The following is a 24,964-nucleotide window of genomic DNA, read 5'->3' as shown; positions in this document are numbered from 1 at the left end:
ACCCCCCCAGGTCATCTGTCCGACAGGGGGGAACAGTCATGCCGGGCCCGGAGGCCAGCGGCCCTCTTGCAGGACCGCGGAAAACATAACGGGGGAGGGGGTGGGCGTGCCGTCGGGTTCGATGCCGTGTGGCCATAGCTTTCGCCATACGGGGTTGGTGTGGTGGGGGTAGGCGGCGTCTCCTTGGTCGAGTGCTTCGCGGGCGATGCGGCTTGCTCCGTCGATGTCGTGGGATTCGTACCGGAAGCGGGCGATGTTCGCGAGTGCTGCGGGATGACCGTAGGTGGCGGCGGCTTCCCAGAGTTCTTCGGCGCGTTCTTTGTCTCCGGTTGCCTCGCGGCGCACTGCCAGGTCGGCCAGTGTGTTGGTGAGCCCGTACTCGGCGGCGGCTCGCGCGTAGTGTTCCGCCTGCTCGAAGAGGGCCGCTTCTTCTCGCATCATGGCCAGGTGGCTCAGGCCGACCGGAGCACCGTGTGCTGCTGCCTGGTGAGCCAGTTCGGATGCTTCAACCGGCAGTCCGGCCTGTTCGTGCTGGAGCGCGATGTCGGCGAGGGCCTCGGGCTGGCAGCATTCGGCGGCCTCCAGAGCCAGGGATGCTGCCTGTTCATAGTCGCCTGCCTGTGCGGCGGTGAAAGCGAGGTCTGCCAGGGCCCTGCAGGTCAGATGGTCCACGGGCCAGCTGTCGCTGTCGTCGAGCTCGTCGAATGCCGGGGGACGTACGGGGAGACCGGGGGCGGGGGTGGGCCAAGGCAGTTGATGGGCACGTTCGGCCAGGAGGCGGGCGTAGCGTAGCCGCCCTCGTGCTGAGGCGGCTGACTTCAGAGCGCTGACATCGGTGCGCCGGGGCAGGCGCCGCAGGGCAGCGTCCCAGAAGGAGGCTGGCGGGCATATCCGGCCGCGTATCCGGCGGCCGTGCTGCTCCATGTAGTCGGCCAGCCGAAAGGAGTCCTCGCCTTCGGTTCCTGGTCTGCGCCGTGTACGCCGCAGTAGGGCTGTGTTGCCGTGGGCGGTGCGCCCTGTATAGGTGAGGGCCTGTGCGAACCAGTCATCGTCCAAGGAGCTGAACTCTGATTCCGACAGGTAGCCCAGGGCCGCTTCTTCCAGGAAAGCTGCGGGCAGGTCCATGCCACAGCCCAGACGCCGCGCATCCATGGCGACATGGAGGAGCGCACGGGCGGCCGCTCGCGCCAATTCGTACCGGTCCAGCAATGCCGGAACGCCGGCGAGGAACTGGGTGATGCGGCGGTCGGCTGCCCCTGCCAGCGCCTGTGCGAGACGCTCGTCCGCTTGTGCTGCACCGTGAACGGCGACGAGATCTCGTTCAGTGAAGGCGTCCGGCACATGGATTTGCCGTCCCGTAAGCAGCTGACGGCTCTGCTCCTGCGGATCTTCTCCTGGCTGAACCGGCAAAGAGGTCAAGTGATCCCAGTGCACGGGCCACAGTGTGCCCAGGACGAGGATCGGAGCCCGGTGGGTGTCGGCCAGCAGGGTGCGCAGAGCCGCCGCGATCTTCTCTCCGTCCCCGGGAGGGGCCAGGTAGTGTTGTGCCTCGTTCAGCCAGACCACGGTTTTTGGCCCTACCGCGGCCAGGCCAGCCAGTGCAGCGTCGGCTCGGGTGGGGTCGAAGGGATGCCAGAGCCGCCACTCATCGACGGCAAGAATCTGGATGGCTTCCCACGCTGCACGGGTCTTACCAGTGGAGGATTCGCCGACCAGCACGCACAGCTGGCTCTTGCCGCCTTGGGCGACACGCACGATGTGCTGCAGGTGGGTGTCGTGCTCCCGCAGCACGTAGGCGGGTAACTCACTCTCCTCGGAGGCGACGTGGATCGCGTGATGCACTTCGAGATCAAGTGGGTGGCACTCGCTGATGAGGCGTGTAACGAGTGCTCTCTGGTCCGGGGCGCTGGCCGACCGAGCGGTAGGCAGGACCGTGATGGTGTTGTTGTCGCCGGTGATGACCGCGCCGACGTCTCGGCCTGCTGCTACCGAGTCCTTGCTTGCCTGCACCCGGTTACTTGAAGCTGCCGACTGCTGCCCATCGTCCTCCGGGACGTCATGAGCCCGACGTGGCCATACCGGCGGGGGGCTCACGTACGGTTCCCGTCTCCGGTGATGACCTCACCGATGTTCCCCGCGGCAGCAGTGCTACCGGCTCCTGAGGCGCGCACACTGCCGCCCGTAGGCGGACTGTGGTGTGACGCCGAGTGGTGCGTCACCTCGTTGTGATTGCCGACGATGACGCGCCCCACGTGGCCGCCGGACGCCACGGCGCCATCGTTGGCCTCTACCGCTCGACCTCCCGAACCAACGAGCGCCCGCAACGAGATTGCCAAGGCCGCAAGGCCGGCGAAGGCGCCCATAACGCTGCCAAGCCGATCGGCTACCGCCAGATCCATGAAGATCGCGACCGCCACCAAGCACACCGCTGCTGCCCCGCACACGGTCGCGCACGTGATGAGCGCGTAAGCCCTCCAACTATGCATAGGGCCATCAAACCGAAAATCTGTTCTCAATGTGGCTGCATTGGCGAAGCCAGGAGAAAACTCGCCAATAGTGTCTCTCCGTGCCGTGTCGCCGTCAGTGGCGGCGCAGAGGCCAGGCAGGGGACCCTGGCGAGGGAGAGGGAATTGTCAGGCGGGTACGGTGCCAGCACGTGGGGTTCCGGTACCGTGTCGTCGCTCGTCGTTGGCTCGCTTTTCCAGTGGTTCTGCTCCTCTTGCTGGGGCCCAAAGGCGATGGTACGGCGGGGGATTGGCCCGCCCGTTCGAGCGCATCATGATGAACCGATCGCGCTCTGCGGAACGCCGCGTTCTGTGCGCACAGAACGCGGCGGATGTTGAGGGGGTGACACCTCGACCGGCCACCTGCCTCCGCGCTGCTGAGGCTCAGGCCGTCCAGACCTACCCGCAGCGGGCTGCGACCAGGGCGAGCCGCCCGTCGGTCGCGTCCCGCCCGGCGGCGCGCAGCCCGGTGCGGACGGCGGCCTCGTTCGCCAGGCACTCCGTGCCTTCACGAGCCTCGCATGCAGGTTGGACCGAAGCTGACACTTGATCGCGAATCACCAGGCCGTGGTGAGAACCTGTGCGAGCTCTTCCGGCCGGGACAGGAACGGCGAGTGGGACGTGTCGAGTGCGATGAGCCGGGGGGCCGCGGATGAGACGGCGGCGATGTCACGGACAATGCGACGTTGCAGCGGCTCGGGGACCGCCCGGTCCTTGGTGCAGACGACATACGTATGGGGAACAGCGCCGTAACGTCCCCGAGTCACCGCCACCTTGTCCGCAAAGAAGTGCGCGGGAGCGTCGGTGTCCAGCAGCGCGATGGCGGCGTCGGCCGTGGTGACGTCGACATCACCGTAGAAGGCTTCGCGCAGCTCCTTGCGGCGCTCGATGTTCCCGGGGTCCTGACGCAGCGCGCCGATCGCGGCCGGATCGGCCACCAGCAAGGAGGGGGCGAGTCCGCCGGCGGCCTCGCTGCTGGTGGACAGTTCCGCCACCGATGCCGCAATCGGGGCGTATGCGCTGACGTAGACCAGGTGGGCGAACAAGTCGGGAGCCAACTCGGCCGCCGCGGTGGCGATCACCCCACCCAGGCTGTGTGCGACCACGACACAAGGCTCACCGTCGCCGACCAGCCGGATTCGTTCGACGAGCCCGACGGCGGCGGCGTCCGTGGTGACGTCGGCGACCGGTGACGGTTCTGCGGCGAACGCAGCCGGGTCGAACGGACGAGCCCACCGGGCGGCCGGCGCGCTGCCGTTCAGCCCGCTCCCGATAAGGTCCACGGCGACCGATGGCACGCCACGGGCGGCCAGGTGCGCCGTCACCGGCGCCCAGCACCAACTCCCGTGCCAGGCACCGTGAACCAGCAGCATGGAACGCATGAGACTTCCTCTGTCCTTCTGGTAGATCTTGTGATGCATGAACTCAACCAAAGGTGAATACGAACGGCTGTCGTGATTTGCTCCGGGCAGTGTCGTGATCCTCGAAAGGCAGGCCATGCGCGACAAGCCCGTACCCAGCCTCCCGGATGTCGCATCGCCGCTGTTCGCCAGCGAAGCGATGACGGATTGGAAGTCGCTCGTCCTCAACGAGAAGGTCCACGAGCCCGTCGTCGCCGACGCCCTGGCGCCCGTGGCCGACGCATACCGCATCGTGGTGGTGACCGGTGGTGAGGCGTTCCTCGAGTCCTGGGACGGGCAGGGGTGGTCCGGCGCGGAGTACCGGCCGGGCATCGTGGCGCTCATCTCGCCGGGGCGAGCCACCCGGCTTCGCTGGCGGGTGCTGGGCCCTGACCCGCTGAGGACAGCCCACATGCTGCTCCCGCACGACGCGATGCGCACGGCCGCGAGAGAACTCGGTCTCGGCCAGGGCGCGATGGCGCTCCGTGACACCACCTACCGATCCGACGCTCTGATTGTCGCCACCACCCACACTCTGCTGGATGCGGCGCGCTCCAGTGCCGCCGAAGCCTACGTTCACTCGGCCGCCGCGTTCCTGGCCATGCACGTGCTCACCCGGTACGCCGCGACGTCAGTCGCCGTGGACGAACTGACCCCACGCGTGCTCAGCGTGTTCCGCGACGCCGTCGGGAGGAACACCTCCCTGCGGGAACTCGCCGCCCTGGCCGGTGTCGGCGAAACCCGCCTTGCGCAGATCGTCCGGGAGGCCACCGGCCAGTCACCGTGGAAGCATCTCATCAGCTTGCGTATCACCGAGGCCAAACGACTCCTGGCCACCACCGCCCTCCCGGTGACCGAGATAGGCTACCGGTGCGGGTTCGCTACCCCGTCCCACTTCGCGGCGTCGTTCCGCCGCGCGACCGGCACGAGCCCGACCCGCTGGCGGGCGGCCACTGCCTCGCCTTCATGAGCCTCGCATGCACCTGGTGGTCACCTGGGCGACCCATGCGGCTACGGAGGCCCGGTCGTACGCTTCCTTGATCTCGTCGAGAGATACGGGACCGTTTCCCGTACCGACCGCCACCGGCGTGGAGAAACAGGAAGTCCAGCGCTTTCCGTGGCTGGCCGATCTCCCCATTGACACCACCGCTTCCTGGGCGGGCACATACGAGGTCACCCCGGACCAGCGGCCCTTCCTCGGAGCCATGCCCGAAGCACCGACATGGGTCAACGCCTGCAGCTTCTCTGGTCACGGCGTGATGCAGGCACCCATGGTCGGCAAGGTGACGGCCGAAGAGATCCTCGATGGCCGGGCATCCAGCGTCGATATCGACAGCCTGCGCATCGACCGACTCACCGGGGCAGCACTCGCCGAGACGGCACTGGTCTTCTGACCGATATTCCGACGGAAGGGCACGAAGCCATGGCGATCCCGCTGAGCCACCACAGGACGCACGGCGAATGGGTCTTCACATTCCGGCAGATCGGACGCGACACGGACGGGACCATTCCCTCCGAGTTCGGCGCTCAGTTGCACGTGGCGATCAAGTTGCTCCGGAAGAACCTGGAAGCCGTCGGCGCTTCCTTGGACACGGTGGTCAAGACCGCGGTATTCCTCACGCGGCAGGATGACTTCGCGGAGATGAACGACATCTACGCGAAGCGCTTCAGCCAGCCGTGGCCCGCACGTCCCACCATCGTCGCGGGCATGGTCCGGCCCGAGCTGCTCTTCGAGATCGAGGCCGTCGCACACCGCCGACAAAGCTGACCGCGGGCTGAGGCAGAGATGCGGGGCGGCCCTCCGCCGACGTCCGACAGGAGCGCGAACACCGCTCCGACGGCGGGTCGTCCGCACGCCTCAGGACCGTGCCGATGACGCGAACCGGGTCGTCCTCGGGAACGGTGGACGGGCCGGAATCGCTGCAGCGTCCCGGCGTCATACTGTGCTGCGAGCCCTTCGGGATCCGATGACCTGTTCCACACAGACGTCCCTTGCGAAAGGAGACGTCCCCCAATGGACCCTCGTGAAGACCCTGTTCACCGAACGCAGCGCTCACCATCACGGTGCGCCCCGGGGTGCCCTTGCGCGCGGATCAGGCACGTCGAAAGTCGCCGCCGGTGGGGTATGAGACCTTCGGTCTGGCAGAGGGCCTGGGGGAGTTTCTCGCTGCAGCCCGACACGAGCACATCACACGCGGCCGCAGAACTCGACACCCCGCAGCCGACACTGTCGCGGTCGAGCAATCGCCTGTCAGCGCTCTTGGGCGTGCCGCTAATCCAACAGGAGGGGGAGTTGAGCGAACTTACCCGCGCTGGCAGGCAGTTGGCACAGGACTGCAGCCGCGTCGCGTCCGACCTGGTCGCCGCCGTCTGTGCCGTGCGCGCCGAGGCCGACCCGGACTGTGGAACGGTCGTGCTCGGCTTCCCGCACAGCATGGGCCCCTCCATCGTTCCTGATCTCCTCAGGACCTTTCGGAAGGAGCGGCCGGGCGTCGTGGTCCGCCTGGTCCAGGAGGGAACGGATGAGCTCTTGCGTCAGTTCATCGACGGGCGCATCGACCAATGCCTCGCAGCGCGACCGACGGGCCGCCCCACTCGTACCTGAGGTCGCTACAACTGGCCGAGCAGCCTCTGGTGCCGCTCATGCCGTCGGGGCATCGACTGGCAGAGACAACGCCGGTGCGGCTCCGTGACCTCGACGGTGAGCCACTCATCACACTCAAGCTGGAGTACGGCCTTCGGACCCTGTCGGATCGGCTGTTGACCGCTGCCCGGATACCCCTCAACTACATCTTCGAGAGCCAAGACATCGCGACCGCCGGCGCACTGGTCGCTGGGCTTCGATGTGGCGCTGCTGACCGGCAGTCAGACACCGGCACCGTCGAACGGTCGGTCTCCGACAGCCGGGCCACGCGGACGACCTCCCTGATCTGGCACCGTGGTCGGCCGTTCACGCTGCCGAGTGCCGACATGCGCCGGCACATTCTCGGAAGGGCACCCGCACTCTTCTGACCGCGACAAGGGGGCACCGGCCCCCTCAGAAGATCTGGAGAGTCGACGACTTTGACGGGTGCGCCGAGCGCTTTCGCGATGTGGCCGCTCCTGCTGCCGCCGTGAGCCAGGACACGGTCGCCCTCCCGATGCCTCGACGTGCAACGGCGGCGCTGGTGTGCCAGGTGCAACGCCGGCGTCGCCATGACCTCGGCGTACGCGCTCGCGTCCGCGGGAACAGCGGCATCGCGAACACCCCGTCGCCAGACCGGAATCGCCCCGCCTGTGGCGCCTCCTCGACCACGTCGCTGATGTAGTTCTGCGCAAGCCCCGCTGCAACACAAAGCCGCACCCTGGTTGGAAACAGCCCAGGAGGCGCGGTCGGTGGGCGATGGCCGTGTGACATCGGCTACTGGACGGGCCTGCTGGGCCTCTCCGCCGTCACTGAGCAGCGTCTCGCCCTCGGCGTCCGCGTCGGCTAAGTCGAGTACATAGAACGTTCGGTATTGACTTGACGGTGCGGCCTTGTTACGTTTGGGATGTAGTGAACGTTCTACATTTATGGAGTTGGGTGTGTCCCGCGCGTCCTCACTCGAAGGCTGCGTGGGGAGTCAACGGTCCCCCAGTCCCCGTGTCCGCCTGCGTTCGCCGCCCAACTGCCATGGAGAGGAAGACCGTGCCCACGATCCAGGCGATCCCCCGCGCCCCGGGTAGCATCCCGCTGCTGGGACATGCAGTGCCCTTGGCGCGGGACCCGCTGGCATTCGTGTCATCCCTGCAGGGCCATGGCCGGCTGGTACGCATACGCATGGGAACCAAGGATGTCGTGGTCGTCTGCGACCCCGAACTGATCCGCAAGGTGCTGCTCGACGACCGTGTGTTCGACAAAGGCGGCCCGCTCTTCGAACGCGGCCGCGAGGCTCTCGGTAACGGACTCATCACCTGTCCGTACCATGACCACCGGCGGCTGCGGCGCCTGTCCCAGCCAGCCTTCCATCCCAGCCGGATGACCGGCTACGCCGCGGTCATGACCAACCTGGCCGACACCATGACACGCTCCTGGCGTGACGGCCAGGTGCTCGACGTGGTCGACGAGATGATGGCGCTCACCGTCGAAATGACCGTGCGGACTCTCTTCACTGACTCGCTGCCCCGCGTCACGGCGGCACACATCGCTGACGACTTCCTGGTCCTGATGACCGGTTTCTTCCGGCGGATGATCGCGCCACCCCTGCTCAACCGAGTTCCCAGCGGGGGAAACCGCGAGTACTCCCTCGCGATCGGGCGCCTGCGGACGACGGTGGGCGACATCGTGGCCGCCCGACGGGCCGACGGCCTCGACCACGGCGACCTGTTGTCCGCACTGTGCGGCGCCACGGGCCCTGACGGGACGCCCGGCCGGACCGGAACGGAACTCATCGACGAAGTCCTCACCTTCCTGCTCGCCGGTACTGAGACCATGGCCGCCACGTTGTCGTGGGCGTTGCACCTGCTGTCCCAGAACCCGGACGTGGAGGGGGAGGTGTACCGGGAGGTGGAGTCCGCACGGCGCGGGTCCCGGCTGGACTTCTCGCATCTGGCGGAGCTGGAGACCACCGGTGACGTGATCAAGGAGACGCTCCGGCTGTACCCGGCGGTGTGGATGCTGACCCGGGTCACCGCCGCGGAAGCCGAACTGGACGGTTTCGTTCTTCCGAAGGGAACCATCATCGCTTTCAGTCCCTACGCCATTCACCGGCGCGGCGATCTCCACGAGGAGGCGGACGCCTTCAACCCGCAACGCTGGCGCGACTCCTCGGTGGACCGGAATGCGTACATCCCCTTCTCCGCGGGTGCACGCAAGTGTATGGGGGACCGGTTCGCGCTCACCCAGGCGACGATGGCCCTGGGCATTGTCGTCTCCCGCTGGAAACTCTCGCCCGTCACCGACCAGCCGCTGCCGCCGTCCGTCAAGGCGTCCCTGACTCCCCGTCGTCTGCGTCTGCGCGTGACGGCCCGTGACGAGCCGCCCGAGCACCGCGGTGCCGCCGAGGAAGACGTGGCCGAGAGGGATGAAGTGTGGCCGCGCGATGCAGCCTGATGACCGCCCGGAACACGGGGCCCGAGGCTGGCCCGCTGAGCACGGCGGCCAGCGCGCCCGTGCCCCGCAGCATTGCCGAGTACCGGGCGATAACGGCCGTTCGCCCCGGGGAGGGGCCTAGGGGCGGTGCGAACGGCGACGGCGTGTGGAGTGTGCAGGAATTCAGAGGGCCCGGGCGATCGCTCGTGCGCGTGGGCGCGCCCGGTGCCGAGCCGGCCGGCCGCGTCTCGGTCCGGTACCCCGGTGTCGTGCGGTCCCCCGAAGCCTGGACGTCTCTGCTGGCCGGTACCGACTCGCTGCGGGGGACCGGTGTACCGTCCTGGTCCTGGTCGGATGTGCCGGACGACGGCACTGAGGAGGCATGGCGGCGGCGCCTGTGGGCGCTGGCGTCGAGCCTGCGGGTGGACCACTCCGAGGACCCGCGCGCCGACGGGCTCGCCAGGACGGTGGAGCGGGCCGCGTACGCACTGCTGGGGGCAGTGCTCCACCCACCAGAGCGCACCGCGGTCCGCCCTACGGGACGTTTCGCCACCGACGTCGCGTACGGCGCGCGGCGATGCCCGGCCTGGTCGGGCTCCGCACGGTGGATGCGTACGGACGAGGGGGCACGAGCAGCCACAGCGGCGCCGGAGCGGCCGTGCGGTTGCGAGGACGGTACCCCCTGCCTGTGGGCATGGGCGGACACGCACTATCCCGAGTCCCTGCCCGCGCGGGACTGGGACGCCTTTCGGCTGCTGATCGCCGACTCGTCCCTGATGCGCTCGGTCCGGGCGCTGGGCGTCGACGAGCGGGCGCGGAATGCCACCAAAGGCAGGCCGCCGAGGGCCGAGGGAGGGCTCTGGGCGCGCGCTGTGCGGGAGTGGGGCTTCGAGGGCGCCATGACGTCGCGTGTCTACGCGGTCCCTGCCTTCACCGTCATGCCGGCATCCAGGTGGCTGGTCAACGAGAACCGACGGGAAAGCGCGCTGACCGAGGTGTTCGGGTATCTCGACGACATCCACATCGAGAACCTGGCACTCGCCGGGCCGGAGGGCGGAGCCGTCGCCGCCTCGATCCGCGACAACCTCCGGTCCTGGGCGTCGGTCGGGCCGCTTCGGGAGACGGCGGTCATGGTCGCTTTGATCGGCGTGTGGAACACCCTCCTGGAGACCACCCAGCAGCACCCGGGCGCCCGCCCGGGCGGTCCCGCAGCACTGCCTCGGTACGACCTGTTGAGCTGCGGGGAGAGGAAACTGATCCTTGCGGTGGACACGTGCCTGCCGCATCTCGCCGCCGCCCACGACGCCGACGAGCGGTCGTTCGACGACCTGGCGATATCGCAGACGCTCAACGGTTACAGCGACCTGGCCAGTGACATGGCGATGGGAGTGGTGAACAACGGGCTCCTCCTGGGGGCCGGACCCGGGGCCGTACCGGGCAGCGCCGATGCGGAGGCCGCCTACCGGGCGTTGTCCAAGTCCATGCTGGCCATCGCCCGTTCCGGGGCTCACCGGCCAGGAGCCGAGGCCGTGTCCAACACCGTCATCTGGAACATCACCAACGGACGCCACAACATCGTCGAACGCGCGGCGGGGGTGCCGTACGAGTGGCTGGCCCGACGTTGGCCCGTACTGGACGAGAACCGCCGGGCCTGGGAAGCGGTGGAGGAGGAGCTGTGTGGCCGGGTGTACGCAACGCTCGGGCGCGATCGCGTTCGCCGGGGCGAGCGTGCGAAGTGGTGTCCGGACTGCGGCGACCTGCCGCGCTGGAGCGCCGTCATGCATGAACTGCTGGACGACGTCGAAGACGCTGCCTGCGCGATGACGAGGTATATACGCTGCGACCTAGTGCATGCCGACGCCTCCCGGCGCGCGGACGTCCACGGGACCCCCGCCGGTGACTGTGCCGGAGCGGTCGGCATCCTGATCCGGCGCTTCGAGTCGACCGGCGTCCTCAACGAACTGAGTTGGATACTGGCCGGCGCCATCTGGTTCAGAGAGGCACTGCACCTGCGGGGATGCCTGATCGACCTGGCATACGGCCGAACCGGCGGCGAGGCCGCTTTGGCGCAGGGCGACTGGTAGTCCTTACCGGCGCCGACGACGGCCCGTGAGACTGCCTGGCCGAGTTCGGTTGGGTGTCGACAGGCCGCGCTGAGCAGGCGGGCGAGAAGCTATTCCTCTCCCCGCGCACGGTCGGCTCGCACCTCTATCGCAGCTTCCCCAAGCTGGGCATCACCGCCCGCTCCCAACTGCGCGACCTCATTGACGGCTCCCTCATGACGGCCGCCCCGGGAATGACCGCACGTCCGGCCCCGGATAGGGGCTTATGGAGGCTGCTCCGGTCCTCACCCGAGCGGTTCCTTCGTTACCGCCGCGGGCACGGGGATGTGCCGGGCGACGCACGCGGCCGCGGTGAGTCCGCGACGGCCAGGACGCCACTGGCCGGGAACGGGTCGATGCCGTCCAGGGCGGGAGCGAACCCCGACGCCGACGTGGGACGTAGCACTGGCTGACAGAACGCCAGGGGATAGAACGTTCAGTCTTGACAGGCTTATGCAAGCTGTCTGATCATCAAAAAGGCATATCGAACGTTCTCCCTCGGTCCCGCGGGCGACCTCGGAAACCGGTATTTGAGCAAGGGGTACAGTCCAGATGAAATTGAACTTAAAAATGCGGCCCATGCGCCGTCGCATGGCGGTGGGCGTGGCGGCAGGGTCCGGGGCACTGGTCCTCAGCCTGGCCTGCGTGGGCCAGGCGGAAGCGGCAACAGGGGGGAGTGCCCGGACCGTCAACTACATCGCGCTGGGCGACTCGTACGCATCGGCCCCGGGAGTCGCCGACCAGGTCGACGCCACGTGTGCGCGTTCGGGCCACAATTACCCGTCGCTGACGGCCCAGCGGGAGCACTGGCGGCTAACGGACGTCAGCTGCTCCGGCGCGACGACTGCCAACATAACGGGTCCCCAGGGCAGCGTGGCACCGCAGCTGACCGCGGTCACCCGCGCCTCCGACGTGGTGAGCGTGACCATCGGCGGCAACGACATCGGCTTCAGCGACAACCTGGCCACGTGTGCCGGCCTGTCCTCGTCCAATCCGACGGGCGCACCCTGCCGGGAGCACTTCACCGCAGACGGCACCGACCAGCTCGCCGCCCGCATCAACCAGACCGGGCCCAAGGTTGCCGCGGTGCTGCGCGCCGTCCACCAGCGTGCCCCGCACGCCCGCGTGGTGGTTGTCGGTTACCCGGACCTCTTCCCGAACGACGGCCGGGGTTGCACCAGCAGCACCGTGCCGCTGGCCGCGGGAGACTTCGCGTACCTGCGCGACACCGAGAAGAAGCTCAACGCGATGCTGGCCCGCGAGGCCCTCCTCAATGGTGCGCACTACGTCGACACCTACACGCCGACCATCGGCCACGACATGTGTCGCCCCGACGGGCAGCGCTGGATCGAGCCCCTGGTCACCGCACCTCCGGTCGCCCCGGCCCACCCCAACGCTCAGGGCGAGGACGCCATGTCCGCCGCGGTCGCCCGCGCCCTTTCTTGCGTGCTCCACCGGTGGTGATTCCCCGCTGCGGGTGCGCCTGAGTGCCTGATTCAAGTTCCTGAGCTGCGTTTTACCCAGCTCAGAATTCGAACGGCGCTGGGTCCCATGCCTGCCTCCGACGCTTGGAAAGCCGAAATCGCTGACAGGCGTCGGAGGCGGTGGGAGAGTGGTGCTCAAAGCGGCGATTCCGGCCTGGGGGAGACCGAAGTGATGACGCCGCCCTTGAGGAGGATCAGTCCCGCTGGGCTGCGCAGCAGGCCGGCTGCCCGGTTCTGCGAGAGCTTCGACGGGGATGCGCCTGGTCATGAGGGTGATCGCGAGCGCAGGTGATGAGCGATTCCGAGTGCTGTATGAGCCGTTCGTAGTCGCGCGCATGCCGACGAGCGTGCATGACCCAGGCGCGTGAGCGTTCTATGACCCAACGCCGGGGCAGGACGACGAACCTGGAGGCGTCCTTCGGACGGCTGACGGTCTTGATCGTCAGGTTCAGGCAGATCTTCGCCGCACCGGAGTCACTCGTGCTGCTGGACAGCCACCTGCCCGGCAGTACGGTTTGGCCGAGATCCAGATCGACCTGCTCGGCGAGGCATGCGCCGCACTGACCGCACACCACGTACAGTTGTTCGGCGACTGGGCACCAACGACGTCAGTGGCTATCGACACGGCTGTTGCGCGCCACCGAGCGGATGGACGGCCAGCCCCGCACAGGTGAGCACTGGCAGGCTCATTGGGGCCTCGACCACGACGCCATCGACGTGTCCGGCACCCACTTGAGCATGATCGACGAACACGCTGCGAGTGCCGCCTCAGCAATCGGCGGCTGGCTGACTCGACGGCGCGTCCGTTCCTGACACACCGACTCGATCATGCAAGAAGTCTCGTGATTGAAGCATGCCAGTTGAACCGCCCCGGGTTCGCTAGGGAGGCCTCCCCTGCGTGTTCGGCCGACTCTCCAGTTGAGTCGGTGCGCACTACTAGGCGGAGTGAACCTACGCGTCGTCAAGCACGTCAGCGTCGAAGCCGAAGGGGGAGCCGCCAAGACCTGGCGGGAGGCCGTTGAGGAGTGCGCCCGCGCTCTCGCGGACTGGGCGCACACGACCCCGGTCGCGCTCTCGCCCGGGACGAATCAGCGCTTGAGGACGCCGCCGTCGAGACGGCGGTTCCGTCGTCGTTCCGCTCATGGGTGGGGGCCGGGCTCGTAAACCTCCCCTGTAAATGCCTGACCACTTTGGCGGCGGTCTGGATAGAGCATGCTGACCCGTCGGCTGCTCGTCCTCCACACCCCTCAGGGGCGCTCGACTAGCTTCGTGCCGAAGGACTCGACCGCAAGATAGGGATTGAGGTGAGGATGACGGCTGGCGACGGAGACATCCCGCCAGTACCGCTGGAGGACGTTGGAGGTATTGAAGCCGCTCGCACCGTGCAGGTCGAGCATGAGCTCCACTGCGGCTCTGCAGTCACGGCCCGCATCCGCGAGGTCCATCTGCAGACGGGGCCGCTCGGCTGCCAACAGATCGGCCGTGTCCGCAGTCCTCGCGACCGAAAGCATGGTCCTTTCGGCGCGGTTCACCAGGTGGGTCGCCTCCGCCAGCCAGTGCCGGGCCCCGGAGGAGTCGCCCATGCGGGAGTACGCGGTCATGAAGGGCTTCCTGTCCGACGCGAACATCGCCTCCGTCGCGTCGAGTGCGCCCCTGGCAGCCCCCACCACCGGGCCCAGTGCCGTGATGGCGTATAGCGTGATGTCCTGGGCGGCGAAGCCGGCCGCTTGAGCGACACGCTCGGCCGGCACTAGCACGTCTTGGGCAATCAGGCTGTGACTGCCTGTGGCGCGCATCCCGGCCATGTGCCAGGTTCGCTCGACCGTTAGATCGGTCACCGGTATTACGGCGAACGACAGCGTATTGTCGACCATGACAGCGAGGCTGGCCCAGTCAGCGTCCTCACACCCCGACACATTCGGCCACCGACCGCTGACGCTCACGCCGTCGGGCACACGCTTGCCCACCCCCGCGGGAACACCCGAACCGCAGAAGAGTGCGTTCGGGTCAGCGAAGAACGATTCGCGAGCCGACGGATCCGGGAAACTGCTGGCGGCAAGGTTCTTCGAGGTCACGCACGTCCCCGCGATCCAAGCCGCGGACGGGCAGGTCCGGCCCAGCTGAGTGAAGCACCGGGCCATGCTTTCGGCGTCTGCCCACACACCACCCTGTTCGCGGGGCGTCCGTAGGGCGAAGACCCCGTCTGCGCGAAGCGCGGCAAGGGTCTCCGGGGCGGGCCGGTCGGCTGCTTCCGCCTTCTCCGCGTGGGTACGCAGGATTTCACTCGTCGGGTGTTCGGGGGAGTAATCGATCATGTTCGGATCCAACCAGCGGATGTCGTGTCGGACCATGCGCGAGCGACTCCCCTTTATACGAGGCTGAACTACGGCGTCGCTAAACTCGGGTGAGTGGACCTAGTGAGTGAGATGATCCGCGCCATTCGGGTCGGAAGCCCCGGCAGCCGCGTGGTGAGGCAGCACGATTCCCAAGGCGTTCGGTTCTCCGGTTTCGACGGCACTGGCTTCCATGTCGTGTTGCGCGGCACCTGTTGGCTCATCTCCGAAAACCAGGAGCCGGTCGCCCTGGGTCCTGGCGATGTCGTGCTCGTCACCTCGGGTGCCCAACATGGTCTGAGTCGTGTCCCCTGTCTACTGAGCGACCTGTCACCGATGGTGGCGCTGCCGACCCCGCCGAAGCCCGGACCGTTCGACTTCGAGTTCCTGTGCGGGGTGTACCAGCTCCAGCACGGCCGCACCCCGCAGTACTTCCGCGCCTTGCCCGACTTGATCGCGGTTTCGCCGGACTACGACCGCCATCCGCAGACACGCGCCCTGATCGACCTTCTCCGCGTGGGTGCATCCGAGGCGGACATGGGCAGTGCGGCGGCGCTTCCCGCGCTGCTCGACCTCATTTTGGTCCACGTCCTGCGACAGTGGCACGAGCAGCAAGGCTCGGCTCAGTGGCCCCAAACCGACGATCCCGATATCGCCACCGCCGTGCGGGAGATTCACAAAAATCCGCAGCACAAGTGGACGGTGACCCGTTTGAGTGAGATGGTCGGGCTGCCCCGCACCGTGTTCGCGCGACGCTTCGCCGCGGCAGTGGGCCAGCCACCGATGTCCTACCTCATCAGCTGGCGGCTGAGCCTTGGTGCCCGCCTGCTTCGCGAGACGGACGACACGCTCGCGACAATCGCCCGCGACGTCGGATACTCGACTGAGTTCTCCTTCTCGGCGGCTTTCGCTCGCCAATACGGCGTCTCACCCGGCCGCTACCGCCGCAGCCCCGCAACGTTGGTACTGCCAGCTGCCATCGACTGAAGGAGACGGCGATGCGGGTGGCCGAAATGGCGAGTTTGCGGTTGGCCAGACCCAGCCGAACCGTCTGCTCGTGCAGGACCAAGGGACGGCGGCACAGGCGGGCGGCCAGACCGGCCGGGCCGGCGACGTACCCGCCGGTGGCCAGGACGATATCCGGCTCGAAGTCGGCGATCGCCTTGCGGGCCTGGGCGACGCCGAGGGGCACGCGCGCCATGTCCTTGACGTTGGCGGCAGACATCAGCTTCAGCGGGTTGCTGGAACGGCGGATCTTGCCGGTGGCGACCGTAGTGAACGGGATGCCCTCGGCGGGCGCGACCCGGGCCTCCAACCCCCTCCGCGGTGCCGATCCACAACACGTCCAGCGTCCGGCCCGACGCGGCAAGCCGCCCCTGAAGTACTGCAACGGTGCTTGTGCTGATTGCTGACCAGTTCAGGGACTGTGTCCGCGTCGCTTGTAGTGACTGATGCGGACTTGGTGTTGTCGTCGGCGGCGCCATGTCGGCCAGTGCAGGATGTGGTCGACGGATGCGGGTCGGCGGTCAGCGAGTCGGGTGATCAGCCCTCTGATCTTGGTGAGGCTGTACTGGGTGAGCCTGGAGGATCCGTTTCTGCTTTCTCCGCATCCAGCTGGCGGGCTCGCAGGACGGTCAGGCAGGCGTGAGCGGCCATGGCCAGGGTCATGTGGCGGTGCCAGCCGGATAGCGGCGGACTTGGTAGTCGTCCAGGCCGCACTCCTGCTTCGCCGTCTGGAAGCACTCCTCGATCGCCCAGCGGCTGCCCGCGATGCGGATCAGCTCGTCCAGTGTGGTCTGGGCCGGGCAGTAGGCGATGTAGTAGGAGATCTCCTTGGGTCGGCTGACACTGCGGCGGGCCAGCACCCAGTGCCGACGGTCCGGCCGGTGTCAGGGCCTGACCTCGACGCGGGCCGAGTCATAGACTCGCCGGCCATGGGCGCCGTCGCCGCAGGAACGGCGTTTCCACTTCTGCCTCGGCAGGCCGGGAAACAGGTCGTGGACGGGGTGGTCGATGGACCATTGGGTGACGACGGTGTCGTGCCGGGTGGTGGCCATGACGTGGAAGACGTCGGCCTGCTCGAGCTCGAACCGCCACCCCTTGCTGTAGCCGTAAGCGGCGTCCGCCGTCACCCAGCCTCAACGCCCAGCATCCGCTCACGGTGCTCCCGGCGCAGCTGCGGCTCCATGGCACGCAGCGCGACCCCGAGTTGCTCGGCACCAAGGTCCCGCCACTGCGCGGCGATACGTGCTCCGGCCGACAGGACTGCGTCATCCTCGGGAGGCTGACCGGCAGGCAACTGGGTCTCACTGCTCACCGCGCTGTTCCTCCGTCATCGCTTGACGTGGGAGCGAGGTCTCCCCCGTTCGTTCCCACAGGTGGTGGACCGAGACGTACGAACAACCGCGCCAGAGTCAGATTGACCGTGTCGGCCGATTGCTTCGCGACCAAAAGCTCATGTCGGTGGACAGATGGCCCGTCTCGTCCGGTACGAGGGCCGTCTCATCGACAGCCGCTCGCCGGGCCGCCTCGAGGGCCCGCTGCACCGCATCCTTGCACAGCAACCACTTCATGGGCGATGGTCGCCACTGGTCCATGTCGGTGATCACGAGAGTGCGGTCCTCGGCGGGCACTGAGAACCCGGCCTCGTTGACGGAGGTGCGGAAGACGTAGGTCTGGTCTCCCACGACGATCTTGCTGCTCCCGTGTGCGTGTAGCGTGATTTCCCGGGTCCGTCGCTTCAGCTTACTACTGTAAGACCTTGTCCTACGTGGTGAGGCGTCGTTGAGCCGGGCATGGGGCGGGGCGGCGGAACGCAGGACACGCCTGATGAGACGCTGTTCGCCGCGATCATCTAGGTGCTGGTGTCCGGCTGCGCCTGGTGCCAACTGCCGCCGTGCTTCGGCGTCTCGAAGTCGACGGCCCACCGTCGCTTTCTATCTGGTCACGGGCCGGTGTCTGGGGCCGCCTCCACGAGGCCGTGTTGCATCGGCTTGACGACGCTGGCCTCATCGATGTCACTCGTGTCGTCCTCGACACCGCTCACGTGAGGGCGAAAAAAGTGCCCCCTATGGTTTTCGTCAAGCGGTAGCGATCTTGGGCGATTCGTAGAAGGTGCCGTCGCGGAGCATGGCGAAGAGGACGTCGATGCGGCGTCGGGCGGGGCAGACGAGGGCCGCGACGTGGTGCTTCCTCTCGCGCCGTTTCCTGTCGTAGTAGGCGCGTGAGTCGGGCTGGGACAGTGAGGCGAACGCGGCGAGGTAGAAGGCTCGCTTGAGCTGTTTGTTGCCTCGCCGGGCCGGGTGCTCGCCACGTATGGAGGAGCCGGACCGGCGGGTGGCGGGTGCCAGGCCGGCGTAGGCGGCGAGGTGGCCGGCGGTGGCGAAGCCCACCCTCGTCGCTCACTTACCCCTCCCCAACAGACCCTTCCCAGCCTCCGCTGCGGCACCAGCGTGCCGGCATCCACGTTACGAAGGCCTGCTTCACCTCGAAGAGCGCGGCGAGCGGTCATGCCCCTGATCAGCGGTCTGCCAATCCTCCCGGCCCGGTGACACCACTTTTTCGACCATGATCGACAAGGGGCTAAAGTCATGCCGAACCCGGAGACCGGGAGCCCCATTGCGGGGCCACGAAGAAGGTAACGGGGGCGAACACACAGGTCCGAACCCCGTGGACCGGGGCAAGCCGGGTTCCAAGACGCACGTCCTGTCGGACGCGAACTGGCTGTCCGGCCACCGCCGTCTGAGCCCTCGCTACGAGCGCGACTCCCGCAACTACCTGGCCTTTCTCGGTCTAGCCGCTGCCCTGTGCTGCTACAAACGACTCGTCCGCCTCACCACGTAGGACACGGTCTAAACCTCGAACCAAGCAATCTCGCCGAGAAAAACAGTCTCTAAGGAATCGGGCGAACCCACTATCGAAAGCCTACAGCTGGGGAATCCCCCATACCCGCAATCGAAGCCGGTCAGTTCTCCTCAACGCGAGCGATGAAGTCCAGCAGGGCGCTCGCGAGTGCCTCGGGCGCTTCCTGGGCGATCAAGTGGCCGACTCCCTCCAGGCAGACCGCGCTAATATCGCCCGCGCTCACTTGGCGCATAGTCTGCTCGGTCATAGGGGCACTGAAGGCTTCGACGCTAAGGACGGGCATAGTCAGTGGACGCGATTCGGCCAGGGCCCTGGTCGCTCCGTGGTCGGCGAAGGCGGATTGATACAAGCCCGATGTCCCGCGCCATCCGTCCGGGCCCTCATATGTCCGCGTGAACTCGTCCAGATCGGCTTCAGTGACCGAGCCCGGTATGCCTGTCATCATGCCGTACGCCCATTCGATCAGGTGGCGCTCGTGACCGGACAGCAGCAACTGCGGAATCCCGGGAGCGGCGAGAAAGGCGTTGTGCCAGGATCCGCCGGCATTGACGTCCAAGAGTTTCTCCAGCCCGAAACCGGCGAGTGTGGTCTCGACGCCGGTGAAGCTGAGGAGGTCTTCGGGGTGAGTGGCGGCGAAGCGGAAGCCGAGCGGGCCGCTGATGTCCTGGCAGGCGAAGTGGACCGGGCCAAGGCCGAGGTGATCAACGAGATGGTGCAGATCCTGCGCGGAGGTGGTCTCACTGTAGTCGCCTTCGCCATGACCCGAGTCACCGAATCCGCGCAGGTCGACGGCGATCACCTGGTGCGTGCCGGCCAAGAGCGGAATCAGCTTGCGGAAGGCCCACCAACTTTCGGGCCAGCCATGGACGAGCAGGATCGGGGATCCTCCGGCACCGGCGCGGACGTAGTGCAGTTGCGTGTCATTGACGTCGGCCAGATGGTGGGTCACGCCGACGATGGTCGCACCGACCGGTTCGATGACGGGCATGTCAGGACCCCTAATTTAGACAACCTAGGTTGCCTATATAGACAGCCAAGGTTGTCCATGTCAAGGGATGTCTAGACTGGATGCATGTCTCGACCGGGCACTGATCTTGCACACCTCCTGCTCAGCGGCTTTCGGTCTCTGGCCGATCAGGTGACCGCCGAACTCACGGAACGTGGGTATGAGGAGATACGTCCAGTTCACGGCATCGCTCTGCACGCGCTCCTGGCCGGTGCCGACAGCGTCTCCGAACTCGGGCGCCGGATGTCGGTCACGAAACAGGCGGCTGCCAAAACGGTCGCTGCCCTCCAGGCACGCCACTACGTCGCCAGCAAACCCGATCCAGCGGACAAGCGTCGGGCGAGGTTGTACGTGACGGACCACGGCCGGGCGGTGCTGCGCGAGGGGGAGGCCATCTTCGACAAGCTACGCCAGGGATGGGCAGAGCGGGTGGGCGAAAAGCGTCTCGCCGAGCTTGAACACACTCTCCGCCAACTGGTCGACGTTGACTCCGCGCGCATGGAATTGCCCTGGGGCTTGCCCTCGACACTGGACCCGCAACGCGGGTCGCACGAGGTTGCTGAGTCTTCGGGGTGAGCAACTGCTCCTACTACTGCGTTCTTCTCTCAAAGAGTGTAAATGGAGCGGCGTCGCAATTAGGGGCTGGCTTTCCTCAGCGAGCGTCAAAATTCGTGTCCATGCGGTGATCTGAACGTTCCCCGCGATCTTGGACACTCATGAGTTGTGCCGCGAGAGCGTGTTGATGCCTCGGCCTGAACTCGGCTGGGGTGAGGTAGCCGAAGGTTTTGTGTTGGCGCGGGCGGCGGCCCGGTCAGGCCGGGTGCGGGTTCCGGTCTCTTCCTTGAGCGGGGCCCAAAAGCTCCCCCCGGCCGCGTTGTCGAAGCATGATCCGGTGCGTTCAGCTGTTCCGCAGTCCCAACTGCCTCGGAAACAATGCCGTTGCTTTACGGGTCTGCGGGTCGGGGCCGTTCGGTGCAGATGCCTCGGGTGCCGTCGCGGGTGCGCTAGAATCAGCCGTAGTGTTCGGCCTGTTTGAGTCGGCAGTCGGACATCTTGCGTTTGACGACGCGGGGTTGGCTGCGCAGGCGTCGGGGCGGCAGAAGGCGTTCGAGCATGTCGCGCTGGATCAGGGCGAGGGCTCTGACCAGCAGTTCGCGGGGAAAAGCTGTTCGGTGCGACGGTCACGCTGCGTCGGGCGGAGCCCCGGGTTTCGGGGAAGGAGACCCTGTCGGCGTCCAAGCCGCGGGTGGCGGCGGTTTTGACCATCAGATCGCGCGGCGCGTGGTGGACCAGCAGGTGTGCCCAGACGTGCTACAGGACGCCGCCGGACGTTTTGCCGCTCAGCACAGTGCAGGCACCGTGCTGATGGGTCTTGAGTTCGGCGAAGACGACCTTCGCCTGCCGGCGTTCGTGCGAGAGCACCACCCGCTCGCGGGCGGGACGACAGCGGGCATCTAGCAGCGTGGTCACCAGAGGGTAGTCCGCGCCCGTGCCGCCGGTGCCGTGCAGCTGATGAGCCACCGCCCGCACCAGGACCGAATCACGGTGCGCGCGGCCGGTTCCGGCGTGGATGTGCGAGAGCCAGGACCTATCCCGCAACCGCCGCTCGACGGGCAGGATCCGGTTTCGCCGGTACCCGCGACCCCAGATCGGCACCGCTCGCGGTGAACGCCCGCCACAACGGCGCGACCAGGAACCTTCCGGCCCGCCAGGCTCGCGGTCACGAGCAAGCCCTCATTTCCCCAGGTGCGGATGGCCTGCCTGATCGAGGTGGGCACCCACCTCGTGCTGGATGCCGGGCTGGCGGGCTGCCGAACCCGGGAAGTCACCCTCTGATTCCGGGGCGCCGAAGGCCAGCTCGTTCGCCACACTGTTGGCGACGTCAGCAGGTGCCGACGGTCGTGTCCCTTGTCGTGGTGTTGTTGAGGATCAACTGGTGGGCGTGCTCGGGGTGTTGGGTAGCACGGGGGCGCTTTCGGGGAGTTCGCGGTAGATCTCGCCAATGCTGCCTTCGGGGAGGTAGCGGCGAGGGAAGGCGATCCATTCGTCGTGCATCTCGAAGAGCACGGCGGTGACCAGCCGGATGAGCGCGTCGTCGTTGGGGAAGACCTGGACGACGTCGATCCTGCGCTTGATCTCCCGGTTCACCCGTCCAGCGGGTTCGTGGACTGGATCTTCTTCCAGTGTCTGGGTGGGAAGTCCGCGAACGCGGTCAGATCCTCTTTCGCCTCCAACAGCATCGCTTTGACCTTCGGGAACTGGGCGCCGAGCATCTCCGCGACGGTGTCCAGCTGAGTGCGCACGAGGCCGGCGGTGGGCTGGGTGAAGATCGTGCGGATGGTCGCGGCGACCATTTCACCGGAATCCCGGTCGATCACGCTGAAGACATTTCGCAGGAAATGAACCCTGCACCGCTGCCAGGCGGCGCCGAGCATGACCTTGCGGACCGCGGCGACCAGCCCGGAGTGCTGGTGGGTGACGATGAGACGGACCCCGGACAGGCCGCGTTCGCGCAGGGAACGCAGGAACTCCTTCCAGAACGCCTCGCTCTCGCTGTCGCCGACCATCAGGCCCAGGACCTCGCGGTTGCCGTCCTCGGTGATGCCGGTGGCGACCACCACGGACCGGGAGACGATCTGGTGGTTCACCCGCGCCTTGCAGTAGGTCGCGTCCAGGTAGACGTAGGGGAAGCGGACATGGTCGAGCGGGCGGGTGCGGAATGCGGTCAGCGGCTCGTCCAGTGTCGTGTAGATCCGGGTGACCTCGGACTTGGAGATGCCGCTGTCCCCGCCGAGGGCTTTGACCAGGTCATCGACACTGCGAGTGGAGACGCCATGCACGTATGCCTCCATGATCACGGCGCAGAGGGCCTGGTCGATCCGGCGCCGGCGCTCCAAGCAGCGACGGGAAGAAGCTGCTGTGCGGACCTTGGGGATCTCCAGGTCCAAATCGTCGGCCAGCGTGGTCAGCACCTTCTCGCGATGCCCGTTGCGGCCGTTGGTCCGCGTCGGCGTGTGCTCGTTCCACTCCGCGCCGATGTGGGCACTCGCCTCGGCCTCGATCAACTCCTGCACCATTCGCTCGGCGATGGCGCGCCTCCTGATCAGGGAGCGGTACTGAAGTGCGCCCCGGGCAGACGCCGGCGCACTCCCGGCCGCTGATCCCGTACACCACGACGAGGGACACCATCCAGGCGACTGTAACCGCGCCACTCGGTGACGAGGGAAGAGTGGAAACCGACGTATACCGGGGCCATTGGGCAGCGAACCGGTAGTCGCGGACCATGCTGTAGTGGGCGGGGCGGGTACGCCACCCGCCGTCGCCACGACGCACTCCTGAGGTCAGGAAGGCCCCCCGCAAAGCTGGAGGGGGCCTTGTAATCAGTGTTCAGCAGTACACGTCCACTTGTACGAACCAATTGGAGCCGTCCAGAGTCCGCTCGCTCCACGCCGGGACGAGGTCCCACCTGCCGTCCTCATACCACACCCTGAAGCTATTGCCGTGGGCCTTGGCATAGTGGGCATTGCCCTGCACCTGACGGTTAATTCCACACGCTGGAACATTCCAGACCCCGTCTCCGGCACAGTAAAGGCAGGCGCGCCCGTAATCGCACTTGTATTTTCAGTATTGAGGATGGACGTTGACGGCTGAAGCAGTGCGACCGGGTCGGGGACGGACTCGCGGACTGCTCGGCCAAGCACCGCCGACACGGGGTGAACGTGCAGGTGGTCACCGACCCGTCCTCGCAGAGCAGCGCGTCTGTGAGTTCGAACAAGATGCCACCGCGCCGGGTCAGGCACGCATACAGGTCCTCTCGGAAGTGTGACGTGAAGCCGAACGCGACACGCCGGGCATCGTGGTCCAGCACACTCACCTCTGCGACCTTCGCATGGGCTGTTTCGTGGCGGAACGCAGGATCATGCGAGGGCCGTCCGCCTGTCCGACGAATCCCCAGGTGTGTGACGGTGTGCGACCCGTCGCTCGCGGTCAGTGGCTAAAGAACCAGCTCGGCCGCACACCGACCGTGGCGCGATAGCGGGAATAAACGGCAAGTCGCGTTGAAATGTGACCAGTTCTGCCGTGTCCAAGAAGTCATGAGATGACCGTCACATCGTGGATAGAACGTTCTGCCTTGACTGTGTTCGATCCCTCATGTGATGGTTCAGGAGACAGAACGATCATTACACAAAGGGGTTTTCCATGACTCGTCGGATGAGCAGCCTGCTGGCCGTCAGCGCGGCAGCGCTCGTCGCGGCCGGTGCCGCAGTGGCCGTTCCGGCCTCCGCCACTCCGAACGCTGTGTCCGCTGCGGCCTCGAAGCCGGCCACGCAGGATGCGAAGCCCACCGTGGTGCTGGTGCACGGAGCCCTCGCCGACTCCTCCAGCTGGGCCGGAGTGATCAAGCGGCTCACGCACGACGGCTATCCGGTGCGGACGGTGGCCAACCCCCTGCGTGGCCTGTCCACCGACGCCGCCGCCGCTAAGGACGTGCTCCGCAGCATCGACGGTCCCATCGTGCTGGTGGGGCATTCCTACGGTGGCCCGGTTATCACCAACGCGGCGGCCGGCAACCCCAACGTCAAGGCGCTTGTGTACCTGGCGGCGTCGGTCCCCGACAAGGGTGAGGCCGCGTCCGGACCGTCCGACATCCCTGTCAAGCATCCGCTGCCGCCGCTGCCGGTCGACGAGGTTCCGACCGTGGCCGCAGACGGCACGAAGAGCGCGGACGTGTACCTGAAGCAGGATCAGTTCGCGAAGAGGTTCGCCGCCGATGTCAACCCTGTGACCGCGGCGGCGATGGCCGTCACACAACGGCCGCTCGACGCCCACGCGCTCGCTTCCACGAGCACCGCGGCCGCCTGGCACGACATTCCGAGCTACTACCTGATCACGGAGAAGGACCAGACCCTGGAGCCGGAGAAGCAGCGCTTCTTCGCCAAGCGGACCAAGGCGCACACCGAGGAGGTCAACTCCTCGCACGCTGTCATGGTGAGCCACCCGGTCGTGGTCACCCGGATCATCGAGGAAGCCGACCACGACAACCGCTGAACCGCCCCGTCCCCCCTGCTGCGGTGGAGGGCACGGTGGAAGCGCGAGTTGCCCGCAGCGGGGGGGGGGGGGGGGGGGGGAGGAGGGGGGGGGAGGAGGGGGGGGGGGGGGGGGGGGGGAGGAGAGGGGAATGCTGTTGCTCGTAAACGTCGGCGGGGCCAAGCACACCCGG

At 67.1% G+C, this 24,964-nt stretch carries 18 protein-coding genes and 9 pseudogenes; 15 read left to right on the top strand and 12 right to left on the bottom strand.

The annotated features are described in order from the left end of the window. Positions 1 to 36 precede the first annotated feature (36 nt). Both ACZ470_RS39715 and ACZ470_RS39710 read right to left on the bottom strand, forming a co-directional pair. Entirely contained in the window at positions 37 to 2,010 is a 1,974-nt protein-coding gene (locus ACZ470_RS39715) for an SEL1-like repeat protein (protein WP_468434828.1), read from the bottom strand. A 1,051-nt stretch (positions 2,011 to 3,061) separates the two neighbouring features. Continuing rightward, positions 3,062 to 3,925 carry an alpha/beta fold hydrolase gene (locus ACZ470_RS39710; RefSeq protein ID WP_468434827.1) on the bottom strand — a complete coding sequence of 288 codons (864 nt, stop codon included), beginning with the start codon at positions 3,923 to 3,925 and terminating at the stop codon, positions 3,062 to 3,064. Between the two features lie 76 nt (positions 3,926 to 4,001). Here ACZ470_RS39710 and ACZ470_RS39705 point away from each other — a divergent pair, with 76 nt between their 5' ends. The 9 genes and pseudogenes from ACZ470_RS39705 (at position 4,002) to ACZ470_RS39665 (ending at position 12,520) form a co-directional block, all read left to right on the top strand. Beyond that, positions 4,002 to 4,874, top strand: a complete 873-nt coding sequence (locus tag ACZ470_RS39705; RefSeq protein ID WP_468434826.1) for a helix-turn-helix domain-containing protein — start codon at positions 4,002 to 4,004, stop codon at positions 4,872 to 4,874. Between the two features lie 7 nt (positions 4,875 to 4,881). After that, positions 4,882 to 5,298: an NAD(P)/FAD-dependent oxidoreductase gene (locus ACZ470_RS39700; protein WP_468434825.1), complete on the top strand. Its 417-nt coding sequence runs from the start codon at positions 4,882 to 4,884 to the stop codon at positions 5,296 to 5,298. 29 nt (positions 5,299 to 5,327) lie between these two features. Then, on the top strand, positions 5,328 to 5,672 hold the full coding sequence (locus ACZ470_RS39695) for a RidA family protein (protein ID WP_468434824.1): 345 nt from the start codon (positions 5,328 to 5,330) through the stop codon (positions 5,670 to 5,672). A 246-nt stretch (positions 5,673 to 5,918) separates the two neighbouring features. Next, positions 5,919 to 6,509, top strand: coding sequence for a LysR family transcriptional regulator (locus tag ACZ470_RS39690; protein WP_468434823.1), 591 nt, complete (start codon positions 5,919 to 5,921; stop codon positions 6,507 to 6,509). A gap of 38 nt (positions 6,510 to 6,547) precedes the next feature. Then, positions 6,548 to 6,916 carry a LysR substrate-binding domain-containing protein gene (locus ACZ470_RS39685; protein WP_468434829.1) on the top strand — a complete coding sequence of 123 codons (369 nt, stop codon included), beginning with the start codon at positions 6,548 to 6,550 and terminating at the stop codon, positions 6,914 to 6,916. Between the two features lie 550 nt (positions 6,917 to 7,466). Next, positions 7,467 to 8,975 (top strand): cytochrome P450, encoded by a 1,509-nt coding sequence (locus ACZ470_RS39680; protein WP_468434822.1) that lies wholly within the window; start codon positions 7,467 to 7,469, stop codon positions 8,973 to 8,975. 248 nt (positions 8,976 to 9,223) lie between these two features. Next, the gene (locus ACZ470_RS39675) at positions 9,224 to 11,038 is read left to right on the top strand and encodes a hypothetical protein (RefSeq protein WP_468434821.1); all 1,815 of its coding nucleotides are present in this window, start codon (positions 9,224 to 9,226) and stop codon (positions 11,036 to 11,038) included. Between the two features lie 74 nt (positions 11,039 to 11,112). Continuing rightward, positions 11,113 to 11,232: pseudogene (locus ACZ470_RS39670) on the top strand (LuxR C-terminal-related transcriptional regulator); the annotation flags it as partial. A 403-nt stretch (positions 11,233 to 11,635) separates the two neighbouring features. After that, on the top strand, positions 11,636 to 12,520 hold the full coding sequence (locus ACZ470_RS39665; RefSeq protein WP_468434820.1) for an SGNH/GDSL hydrolase family protein: 885 nt from the start codon (positions 11,636 to 11,638) through the stop codon (positions 12,518 to 12,520). Positions 12,521 to 12,793: 273 nt separating this feature from the next. Here the strand turns inward: ACZ470_RS39665 and ACZ470_RS39660 are convergent. Further along, positions 12,794 to 13,004, bottom strand: a pseudogene (locus ACZ470_RS39660) (transposase); the annotation flags it as partial. Between the two features lie 783 nt (positions 13,005 to 13,787). Continuing rightward, a complete protein-coding gene (locus tag ACZ470_RS39655) occupies positions 13,788 to 14,891 on the bottom strand; it encodes an acyl-CoA dehydrogenase family protein (RefSeq protein WP_468434819.1) in 1,104 nt (367 codons plus the stop codon). A gap of 66 nt (positions 14,892 to 14,957) precedes the next feature. Here ACZ470_RS39655 and ACZ470_RS39650 point away from each other — a divergent pair, with 66 nt between their 5' ends. After that, entirely contained in the window at positions 14,958 to 15,860 is a 903-nt protein-coding gene (locus ACZ470_RS39650) for an AraC family transcriptional regulator (RefSeq protein WP_468434818.1), read from the top strand. Position 15,861: 1 nt separating this feature from the next. Here the strand turns inward: ACZ470_RS39650 and ACZ470_RS39645 are convergent. The 4 genes and pseudogenes from ACZ470_RS39645 to ACZ470_RS39630 form a co-directional block, all read right to left on the bottom strand. Continuing rightward, positions 15,862 to 16,294, bottom strand: a pseudogene (locus tag ACZ470_RS39645) (UDP-N-acetylglucosamine--N-acetylmuramyl-(pentapeptide) pyrophosphoryl-undecaprenol N-acetylglucosamine transferase); the annotation flags it as partial. A gap of 121 nt (positions 16,295 to 16,415) precedes the next feature. After that, positions 16,416 to 17,011: pseudogene (locus ACZ470_RS39640) on the bottom strand (IS701 family transposase); the annotation flags it as partial. Next, on the bottom strand, positions 17,002 to 17,190 hold the full coding sequence (locus tag ACZ470_RS39635) for a hypothetical protein (RefSeq protein ID WP_468434817.1): 189 nt from the start codon (positions 17,188 to 17,190) through the stop codon (positions 17,002 to 17,004). The gene ACZ470_RS39635 and the pseudogene ACZ470_RS39640, both read right to left, overlap by 10 nt. Before the next feature lie 97 nt (positions 17,191 to 17,287). Beyond that, a complete protein-coding gene (locus ACZ470_RS39630) occupies positions 17,288 to 17,560 on the bottom strand; it encodes a hypothetical protein (RefSeq protein WP_468434816.1) in 273 nt (90 codons plus the stop codon). Positions 17,561 to 17,674: 114 nt separating this feature from the next. Here ACZ470_RS39630 and ACZ470_RS39625 point away from each other — a divergent pair. Further along, positions 17,675 to 17,934 (top strand): annotated as a pseudogene (locus tag ACZ470_RS39625) (transposase); the annotation flags it as partial. A 19-nt stretch (positions 17,935 to 17,953) separates the two neighbouring features. On the opposite strand, the pseudogene ACZ470_RS39620 reads toward ACZ470_RS39625, so the two are convergent. Beyond that, positions 17,954 to 18,259 (bottom strand): annotated as a pseudogene (locus ACZ470_RS39620) (transposase); the annotation flags it as partial. 256 nt (positions 18,260 to 18,515) lie between these two features. Here ACZ470_RS39620 and ACZ470_RS39615 point away from each other — a divergent pair. Next, positions 18,516 to 18,716: pseudogene (locus tag ACZ470_RS39615) on the top strand (hypothetical protein); the annotation flags it as partial. Positions 18,717 to 18,837: 121 nt separating this feature from the next. On the opposite strand, the gene ACZ470_RS39610 reads toward ACZ470_RS39615, so the two are convergent. Further along, positions 18,838 to 19,725, bottom strand: a complete 888-nt coding sequence (locus tag ACZ470_RS39610) for an alpha/beta fold hydrolase (RefSeq protein ID WP_468434815.1) — start codon at positions 19,723 to 19,725, stop codon at positions 18,838 to 18,840. An 84-nt stretch (positions 19,726 to 19,809) separates the two neighbouring features. Between ACZ470_RS39610 and ACZ470_RS39605 the strand changes: the two genes are divergently transcribed. After that, positions 19,810 to 20,319 (top strand): MarR family winged helix-turn-helix transcriptional regulator, encoded by a 510-nt coding sequence (locus tag ACZ470_RS39605; protein WP_468434814.1) that lies wholly within the window; start codon positions 19,810 to 19,812, stop codon positions 20,317 to 20,319. A 735-nt stretch (positions 20,320 to 21,054) separates the two neighbouring features. Here ACZ470_RS39605 and ACZ470_RS39600 read toward each other — a convergent pair. Beyond that, positions 21,055 to 21,264 (bottom strand): hypothetical protein, encoded by a 210-nt coding sequence (locus tag ACZ470_RS39600; protein WP_468434813.1) that lies wholly within the window; start codon positions 21,262 to 21,264, stop codon positions 21,055 to 21,057. A 408-nt stretch (positions 21,265 to 21,672) separates the two neighbouring features. Continuing rightward, positions 21,673 to 22,838, bottom strand: a pseudogene (locus tag ACZ470_RS39595) (IS256 family transposase); the annotation flags it as partial. Positions 22,839 to 23,390: 552 nt separating this feature from the next. On the opposite strand from ACZ470_RS39595, the pseudogene ACZ470_RS39590 reads away from it, so the two are divergent. Further along, a pseudogene (locus ACZ470_RS39590) lies at positions 23,391 to 23,492 on the top strand (IS5/IS1182 family transposase); the annotation flags it as partial. 451 nt (positions 23,493 to 23,943) lie between these two features. Further along, positions 23,944 to 24,792 (top strand): alpha/beta fold hydrolase, encoded by an 849-nt coding sequence (locus tag ACZ470_RS39585; protein ID WP_468434812.1) that lies wholly within the window; start codon positions 23,944 to 23,946, stop codon positions 24,790 to 24,792. Positions 24,793 to 24,964 lie beyond the last annotated feature (172 nt).

It is taken from the genome of Streptomyces sp. NPDC031111 (assembly GCF_055570675.1).
This window is presented reverse-complemented; position numbering and strand designations above follow the sequence as displayed.

Bases quoted from the DNA above. Each gene is read 5' to 3' on its own strand.
- ACZ470_RS39710 (WP_468434827.1), bottom strand. From the start codon at position 3,925: ATGCATCACAAGATCTACCAGAAGGACAGAGGAAGTCTCATGCGTTCC.
- ACZ470_RS39705 (WP_468434826.1), top strand. From the start codon at position 4,002: ATGCGCGACAAGCCCGTACCCAGCCTCCCGGATGTCGCATCGCCGCTG.
- ACZ470_RS39700 (WP_468434825.1), top strand. From the start codon at position 4,882: ATGCACCTGGTGGTCACCTGGGCGACCCATGCGGCTACGGAGGCCCGG.
- ACZ470_RS39695 (WP_468434824.1), top strand. From the start codon at position 5,328: ATGGCGATCCCGCTGAGCCACCACAGGACGCACGGCGAATGGGTCTTC.
- ACZ470_RS39690 (WP_468434823.1), top strand. From the start codon at position 5,919: ATGGACCCTCGTGAAGACCCTGTTCACCGAACGCAGCGCTCACCATCA.
- ACZ470_RS39685 (WP_468434829.1), top strand. From the start codon at position 6,548: ATGCCGTCGGGGCATCGACTGGCAGAGACAACGCCGGTGCGGCTCCGT.
- ACZ470_RS39665 (WP_468434820.1), top strand. From the start codon at position 11,636: ATGCGCCGTCGCATGGCGGTGGGCGTGGCGGCAGGGTCCGGGGCACTG.
- ACZ470_RS39655 (WP_468434819.1), bottom strand. From the start codon at position 14,891: ATGGTCCGACACGACATCCGCTGGTTGGATCCGAACATGATCGATTAC.
- ACZ470_RS39610 (WP_468434815.1), bottom strand. From the start codon at position 19,725: ATGCCCGTCATCGAACCGGTCGGTGCGACCATCGTCGGCGTGACCCAC.
- ACZ470_RS39605 (WP_468434814.1), top strand. From the start codon at position 19,810: ATGTCTCGACCGGGCACTGATCTTGCACACCTCCTGCTCAGCGGCTTT.
- ACZ470_RS39585 (WP_468434812.1), top strand. From the start codon at position 23,944: ATGACTCGTCGGATGAGCAGCCTGCTGGCCGTCAGCGCGGCAGCGCTC.